The sequence below is a fragment of the Caulobacter sp. genome (assembly GCF_049283275.1).
Lineage (GTDB): Bacteria > Pseudomonadota > Alphaproteobacteria > Caulobacterales > Caulobacteraceae > Caulobacter.
On the sequence record NZ_JBAPVS010000104.1, the window covers coordinates 1 to 7,011 of the forward strand.

Below are 7,011 nucleotides of genomic sequence, written 5' to 3' on the forward strand. Positions count from 1 at the left end.
TCGTGGAGACGGCCGCCTCGCCCGGGCGCGTGGCCGCTTCGTGAACCTGCCGGCCCTGCCGCCGCTGACGCCGTGGCGCATTCGGGGACTGGCCTTGCTGGCCGGCCTGGCCGCCGCCCTGGCCCACCCGCCGTTCGGCGTCCTGCCGGGCCTGCTGGGCTACGCGGTCCTGCTTTGGCTGCTCGACATCATCGACGGGCCCCGGCCCTTGCGCTCGGCCTTCCTGCGCGGCTGGCTGATGGGGATCAGCTATTTTGGCCTGGGGACCTGGTGGATCGCCGAGGCCTTCATGGTCGACGCCGCCAACCAGGGCTGGATGGCGCCGTTCGCGGTGGCCGCCATGGCTGCCGGCCTGGCGCTGTTCTGGGGGCTGGCGGCGGTGCTCTACCGCTTGATCCGCCCGCCCGGGGTGCGGCGGGTGCTGGTGTTCGCCGGGGCCTTCGCGGTCCTGGAGTGGGCGCGGGGCCACATCCTGACCGGCTTTCCCTGGAACCTGCCGGGCGAGACTTGGCGGGCCGGTTCGGCGGTGTCGCAATTCGCCGCCGTGGTCGGCGCCTACGGCCTGACCTGGATCACCCTGGCGATCGCCGCCGCCCCGGCGGTCTGGCGTGACGGCCGGCGCGGCCGGATCGTTGTCGGGGCGGCGATCGCGGCGCTGGCCTTGCTCCACATTGGCGGCGCCGTCGTTCGTCCGCCCGCCGCGAGCGGTTCGGACGCCCTGACCGTCCGCATCGTCCAGGCCGACATCCCTCAGGAATCCAAGTGGGACGCCGAGCGCTTCGCCCAGATCGTTCAGGCCTATGTCTCGCTGACCGCCAAGCCTTACGCGGGCAAGCCCGCCGACCTCGTCGTCTGGCCCGAAGGCGCCCTGCCGCTGGCGATCAACGACTACTTGGTCCCCGGCAGCTGGGTGCGGCAGGCGATCGTCGACGCCCTCCAGCCCGGCCAGCTGATGTTGATCGGCGGCTACCGCTACCAGGGGACGCCCGACAAGCCCGTCTACTACAACAGCCTGGTCGCCCTGCGCCGGACGGCCGACGACGTCGCGATCGTCGGGATCTATGACAAGCACCGCCTGGTGCCGTTCGGCGAATACCTGCCGGCCGACGCCTTGATGACCAAGCTGGGCGTCAAGAGCATGGCCCACCTGGGAGACGGCTTCGCCACCGGACCAAGGCCCGCGCCGTTGCGTGTGGCTCCGGGTCTGCTGATCCAGCCGCTGATCTGCTACGAAAGCCTGTTCCCGCGCCTGGCCGAGCCGGCGCCGGGGGTGCGCGCGATCGTCAATGTCTCGAACGACGCCTGGTTCGGGGTGACCTCCGGGCCGCTGCAGCACCTGAATCTGGCCAGCTACCGCGCTATCGAAACGGGTCTGCCCCTGATCCGGGCGACCCCGACGGGGGTTTCTGCGTTGATAGACGCGCGGGGAAGAATTTTATCCGGCAAACGCTTGAAACTTGGCGAATCAGGAGTGATCGACGGTAAGCTAAGCGATGTTGGTTCGCCGACCCTGTTCTCCAAACTTGGGCATTGGCCGTTCGGACTGCTGCTTCTGGTTTCATTTTCCGCCGCGATTCGCGTCCCAGGAGGTCGAGGCTTGGAAAAGAACCGAAACTGAAACAGACAAGCTTCCAGATACCCGTGGCTTCCTCCCCCAGTGATTGAAACGGCATGAACACGACCTCTGACCAAGAACGCTCCCCCAATCCGGTCGACCTGCACGTCGGCGCGCGGATCCGCATGCGGCGCAAGATTCTCGGCGTCAGCCAGGAACGCCTGGCCGATGATCTGGGCCTGACCTTCCAGCAGGTGCAGAAGTATGAACGCGGCGCCAACCGCGTCAGCGCCTCCAAGCTGTACGAGATCGCCAAGAGCCTGCAGTCGTCGGTGTCCTACTTCTTCGAAGGCCTGGCCGACCCGACCGACGTCGAGGGTTTCGAGGAAAACGGTTCGGAGCAATTCGTGCACGACTTCCTGATGACCCCGGAAGGCCTGGAACTGGCCGCGCTGTTCCCGCGCATCGGCAAGTCCCGCGTGCGTCGGCGCATTCTGGATCTCGTCCGCTCGATGGCCGAGGACCTGACCGACGAAGAGCCCCAAGCCTGATTTGAGCCTGATTTGAGCCTGATCCGGACCCGATCGGGGCCTGATCAGGCGAAAGCCGGCTACGGCGGCTTGCGGACATAAACATATCTTTATATGTTCCCGCTTAGTCTCTCGGGCAGACCGTCCGTGGGGGCGATGTCATGTCCGGAGCTGACCCTTGAGCCGTTCTTCCTACATCTTCACCAGCGAAAGCGTTTCCGAAGGCCATCCGGACAAGGTCGCCGATCGGATCAGCGACACCGTGGTCGACGCCTTCCTGAGCGCCGACTCGGAGGCGCGCGTCGCCTGCGAAACCCTGGTCACCACCAACCGCATCGTCCTGGCGGGCGAAGTGCGGGCCGGCAAGCCGGGCGGCGACAAGGCCGCCAACAAGCAGCTGACCAAGGACATCCTCGGCTCGCTGGAGTCCAAGGTCCGCGCTGCGGTCAAGGACATCGGCTACGAGCAGAAGGGCTTCCACTGGCAGAAGGCGAAGTTCGCCAACTATCTGCACGGCCAGTCGGCCCACATCGCCCAAGGCGTGGACGCTTCGGACAAGAAGGACGAAGGCGCCGGCGACCAGGGCATCATGTTCGGCTACGCCAGCACCGAGACCCCGGAGCTGATGCCGGCCACCCTGCAATACAGCCACAATATCCTCAGCCGTCTGGCCCAGCTGCGCCACTCGGGCGAGCTGTCGGAACTCGAGCCCGACGCCAAGAGCCAGGTGACCCTGGAATATGACGCCGCCGGCAAGCCGGTCCGCGTCGTCTCGATCGTCGTGTCGCACCAGCACAAGAAGAAGATCGACGGCAAGGCCGCGACCTCCAAGCGCGTGCTCGACCTGATCAAGCCGCACATCCTGCCGATCTTCCCGGAAGGCCTGATCACCAAGAAGACCCAGTGGCTGGTCAACCCGACCGGCCGCTTCGAGATCGGCGGCCCGGACGGCGACGCCGGCGTCACCGGCCGCAAGATCATCGTCGACACCTACGGCGGCGCGGCCCCGCACGGCGGCGGCGCGTTCTCGGGCAAGGATCCGACCAAGGTCGACCGCTCGGCCGCCTATGCCTGCCGCTACCTGGCCAAGAACGTCGTGGCCGCGGGCCTGGCCGAGCGCTGCACCATCCAGATCGCCTACGCCATCGGCGTGGCCCAGCCCGTGTCGTTCCACGTCGACCTGCACGGCACCGGCAAGGTCGATCCGGAAGCCCTGGAAAAGCTGCTGCCGCAGTTGATCGGCGGCGCCACCCCGCGCTCGATCCGCGAGCACCTGCAGCTGAACAAGCCGATCTACGCCCGCACCGCCGCCTACGGCCACTTCGGCCGCACGCCGGACAACCAGGGCGGCTTCTCGTGGGAGAAGACCGACCTGGTGTCGGAGCTGAAGGGCCTGGCGTAAGCCTCACCCCTTCCAGACCTATCGGAGCGGGCCTCGATCATCTGATCGGGGCCCGTTTCATTTGAGCGTCCTTTTCCGGTAAACACCCGCCCATGACCAACCCCCAACAGCCCCACGGGCCGCTGCGCTCGTTCGGCCGTCTGAAGTCTCGGCCGGTGAAGCCGCGTCAGCAGGCCCTGCTCGACAGCCTGCTGCCGACACTCAAAGTGCCGACCGCGCCGTTCCAGCCGCGCGACCTGATGCCGGAAGCGACCGAAGTCTGGCTGGAGATCGGCTTCGGCGGCGGCGAGCACATGGCCGCCCAGGCCGGCAAGCGTCCCGACGTGCTGGTGATCGGCGCCGAGCCCTTCGTCAACGGCGTGGCCAGCGCCGTGCGCCATGTCGAGGAACAGGGGCTCAAGAACGTCCGCATCCACGAGGGCGACGCCCGCGACCTGGTCGGCTGGCTGCCCGACGCCTCGGTGGACCGGCTTTTCATCATGTTCCCCGACCCTTGGCACAAGGCCCGCCACAACAAGCGCCGCCTGATCCAGCCGGCCTTCGTGGCCGATCTGGCGCGGGTGCTGAAGCCCGGGGCGGCCTTGCGTTTCGCCACCGACTGGGCCGACTACGCCGAGTGGACGGTCGAGCGCGTGCTGGCCGACCCGGCCTTCCGCTTCGCCGACAAGGCGGCCGACCGCAACGCCGCGCCGGCCGACCACGTGACCACGCGCTACGAGGAAAAGAAGCTGGGCGACTGCGCCCCGGTGTTCCTGGATTTCGTTCGCCAATAGCCCCCTTCCCCCTCGATGGGGGAAGGGTTGGGGATGGGGGTGACAGCTGAGGCGCCGCAAGCACCCCCCCATCCGACCTGCTTCGCAGGCCGCCTTCCCCCATCAAGGGGGAAGGAAGATTTCTAGTAGCTCTCGTCGTGGCGCTTGATCGCCGCGCGGATGATCTCGGCGGTTTCTTCCAGACCGACCCAACCGGTGATCTTGGTCGACTTGCCCTTTTCCAGATCCTTGTAGTGCTGGAAGAAGTGGGCGATCTGCTCGGTCAGGATCACCGGCAGGTCGCGCCAGCTGTTCACGCCCGTATAGAACGGGTGCAGCTTGTCGACCGGCACGGCCAGGATCTTTTCGTCGCCGCCGGCTTCATCGACCATCATCAGCGTGCCGATCGGACGACAGCGGATGATCGCGCCCGGCACCACCGGGGTCGGGCCGACCACCATGATGTCGGCGGGGTCGCCGTCGTCGGCCAGGGTGTGCGGGATGAAGCCGTAATTGGCCGGATAGAACATCGCCGTGTGCAGGAAGCGGTCGACCATCAGCGCGCCGCTGGCCTTGTCGATCTCGTATTTCACCGGTTCGCCGCCTTGCGGGATCTCGATGATAGCGTTCAGGTCGTACGGCGGGTTGACGCCGACGGCGATCTTGGAGAGGTCCATTGTGACTCTTCGTTTGGGAAAGGTCCCGCGGGGAGGCGAGCCTGCGCGGGGGCGCTTATAGGCCACAAGTGCTGCAATGCGGAAGGGGGCGCGGCTTGACCTTGGCCATTGCCACGGAAATCATGCCCCTGGCAGCGGGAGGGCGAGATGCGGTGGGCAGGTTTTGGGCTTGGACTCATCGCGGGGGCGATGATGGCGTCGAGCGCGATCGCCCAATCCCCTGTGGACATCAACACCGATCCCCACGTCGCCCTGAGAAGCCGGGCGCTTTTGCCGGCGTCTAGCGCCCAGGGCGAGGTGCGCATCCATACGATGGCGGTCTATCTTGGCGGTCAGGCCAGCATCGTCGCCCGCAGGCGCGGCGATGCGCGCTGGAGCGTCTCGAAGGTGGAGCTCATACCGGGGTCAAGGCGCAAGATCTGGACCTCGACCTATCGATTGAGCCGGGAGCGAGCCATCGCCCTTGAGGCGCTGCTCGATAGCGGCGATCTGCAGGCCCCCGCCTCGGAGGAGCCCTGCCTGGATCCTGTCGGCATGTATGTCGAAACCGACTGGAAAGGAACAAAGGCCAACGTCTCCAGCAACGGTTGCGAGACCGACAGCGTTCTCGACCAACTGTGGCGATTGCTCTCGGCGCGCGATTGAGCAGGGGGCTTCCAACCGTCCGAACATCGCGCTATATAGCTCCCACATCGTCCGTCAGCGCTGATAGCGCTTTCGAGCGGCGGCCCGAAAGGCTGCCGCTTTTTCTTTGGCCGCTCGCCAGCTAGAGCGTGGCGGCCGCCAATGAGTTGAGAGAACCGTGCGCGGCAAGACGCAGGAAGATATTGGTCTGGTCGAACTGCTCGATCCCGTCGCTGAGTCCGTCGGCTACGAGATCGTCCGCCTGCGCCTGATGGGCGGGGCCGAGCAGCGTCGGCTGCAGATCATGGCCGAGCGTCCGGATGGCGACATGAACGTCGAGGACTGCGCCAAGCTGTCGCGCGCCATTTCCGAGATCATGGACGCCGCCGATCCGATCAGCGGCGAATACACCCTGGAAGTCTCCAGCCCCGGCGTCGACCGCCCCCTGACGCGGCTGAAGGACTTCGACACCTATGCCGGCCTGGAGGTCCGCATCGAGCTGGACCGCGTCGCCGAGGGCCGCAAGCGCTTCAAGGGCGAGCTGGCCGGCGTCGAGGACGGCCAGGTGGGCTTGAACCTCGAGGGCGAAGACGACACCACCGTCTATTTCCCGTTTGAATGGATCGTCGACGCCAAGCTGGTGCTCACCGATCAATTGATGAAGCGGGGCGCCGACCAGCGCGCCGCCCGCGTCGGAACCGAAGGCGACGACGCGGACAACGATATTGACCTGTCCGAAAGTGAAGAGGACTGACTATGGCCATCGGCATCTCCGCCAACCGCCTCGAGCTGCTGCAGATCGCCGACGCGGTCGCGCGTGAAAAAGGCATCGAGAAGGAAGTCGTCATCGAGGCGATCGAGGACGCCCTGCAGAAGGCCGCCCGCGCCCGCTACGGGGCCGAGCACGACATCCGCGTCAAGATCGATCCGCGCACCGGCGAGACCACCCAGAAGCGGGTGATCGAGGTCGTGCCGGACGACTTCGAGCTGGAAGGCGAGATCGGCAAGGTCCAGCTGTCGTCGGCCAAGCGCACCTGGCGCGACGCCGAGGTCGGCAAGATCTACGAGGAAAGCCTGCCGCCGTTCGAGATCGGCCGCGTCCAGACCCAGATGGCCCGTCAGGTCGTCATGCATAAGGTCCGCGAAGCCGAGCGCGAGCGCCAGTACGACGAGTACAAGGATCGCGCCGGCGAGATCGTCAACGGCAGCGTCAAGCGCGTCGAATACGGCAACGTCATCGTCGACCTGGGCCGCGGCGAAGGCATCATGCGCCGCGACCAGTCGATCCCGCGCGAGAACTTCAACGTCGGCGACCGCATCCGCGCCTACATCTACGACGTCCGCCGCGAGACCAAGGGCCCGCAGATCATGCTGTCGCGCGCCCACGGCGGCTTCATGGCCAAGCTGTTCGCGCAGGAAGTGCCGGAAGTCTATGACGGCGTCATCGAGATCCGCGCCGTGGCCCGCGACC

Annotated in this window: 8 protein-coding genes; 7 read left to right on the plus strand and 1 reads right to left on the minus strand. The window is 66.5% G+C overall.

Annotation, left to right across the window (positions count from 1 at the left end; all coding sequences use genetic code 11):
* The first annotated feature begins 40 nt into the window (after positions 1-40).
* The 4 genes from lnt (at position 41) to trmB (ending at position 4,260) form a co-directional block, all read left to right on the plus strand.
* A complete protein-coding gene (gene lnt, locus WAL33_RS05030; protein WP_422179118.1) occupies positions 41-1,618 on the plus strand; it encodes an apolipoprotein N-acyltransferase in 1,578 nt (525 codons plus the stop codon).
* A gap of 53 nt (positions 1,619-1,671) precedes the next feature.
* A complete protein-coding gene (locus WAL33_RS05035; protein WP_422179104.1) occupies positions 1,672-2,106 on the plus strand; it encodes a helix-turn-helix domain-containing protein in 435 nt (144 codons plus the stop codon).
* Between the two features lie 157 nt (positions 2,107-2,263).
* Positions 2,264-3,487: a methionine adenosyltransferase gene (gene metK, locus WAL33_RS05040; RefSeq protein WP_422179106.1), complete on the plus strand. Its 1,224-nt coding sequence runs from the start codon at positions 2,264-2,266 to the stop codon at positions 3,485-3,487.
* A gap of 92 nt (positions 3,488-3,579) precedes the next feature.
* Positions 3,580-4,260 carry a tRNA (guanosine(46)-N7)-methyltransferase TrmB gene (trmB, locus tag WAL33_RS05045; protein WP_422179108.1) on the plus strand — a complete coding sequence of 227 codons (681 nt, stop codon included), beginning with the start codon at positions 3,580-3,582 and terminating at the stop codon, positions 4,258-4,260.
* Positions 4,261-4,382: 122 nt separating this feature from the next.
* Here the strand turns inward: trmB and ppa are convergent, their stop codons facing one another.
* Positions 4,383-4,916 carry an inorganic diphosphatase gene (ppa, locus tag WAL33_RS05050; protein ID WP_422179110.1) on the minus strand — a complete coding sequence of 178 codons (534 nt, stop codon included), beginning with the start codon at positions 4,914-4,916 and terminating at the stop codon, positions 4,383-4,385.
* A 147-nt stretch (positions 4,917-5,063) separates the two neighbouring features.
* Between ppa and WAL33_RS05055 the strand changes: the two genes are divergently transcribed.
* The 3 genes from WAL33_RS05055 to nusA form a co-directional block, all read left to right on the plus strand.
* Positions 5,064-5,561 (plus strand): hypothetical protein, encoded by a 498-nt coding sequence (locus WAL33_RS05055; protein WP_422179112.1) that lies wholly within the window; start codon positions 5,064-5,066, stop codon positions 5,559-5,561.
* A 157-nt stretch (positions 5,562-5,718) separates the two neighbouring features.
* Positions 5,719-6,294: a ribosome maturation factor RimP gene (gene rimP, locus WAL33_RS05060; protein WP_422179114.1), complete on the plus strand. Its 576-nt coding sequence runs from the start codon at positions 5,719-5,721 to the stop codon at positions 6,292-6,294.
* 2 nt (positions 6,295-6,296) lie between these two features.
* Positions 6,297-7,011 (plus strand): transcription termination/antitermination protein NusA (gene nusA / locus WAL33_RS05065; protein WP_422179116.1); only part of this gene is annotated, 715 nt, incomplete at its 3' end.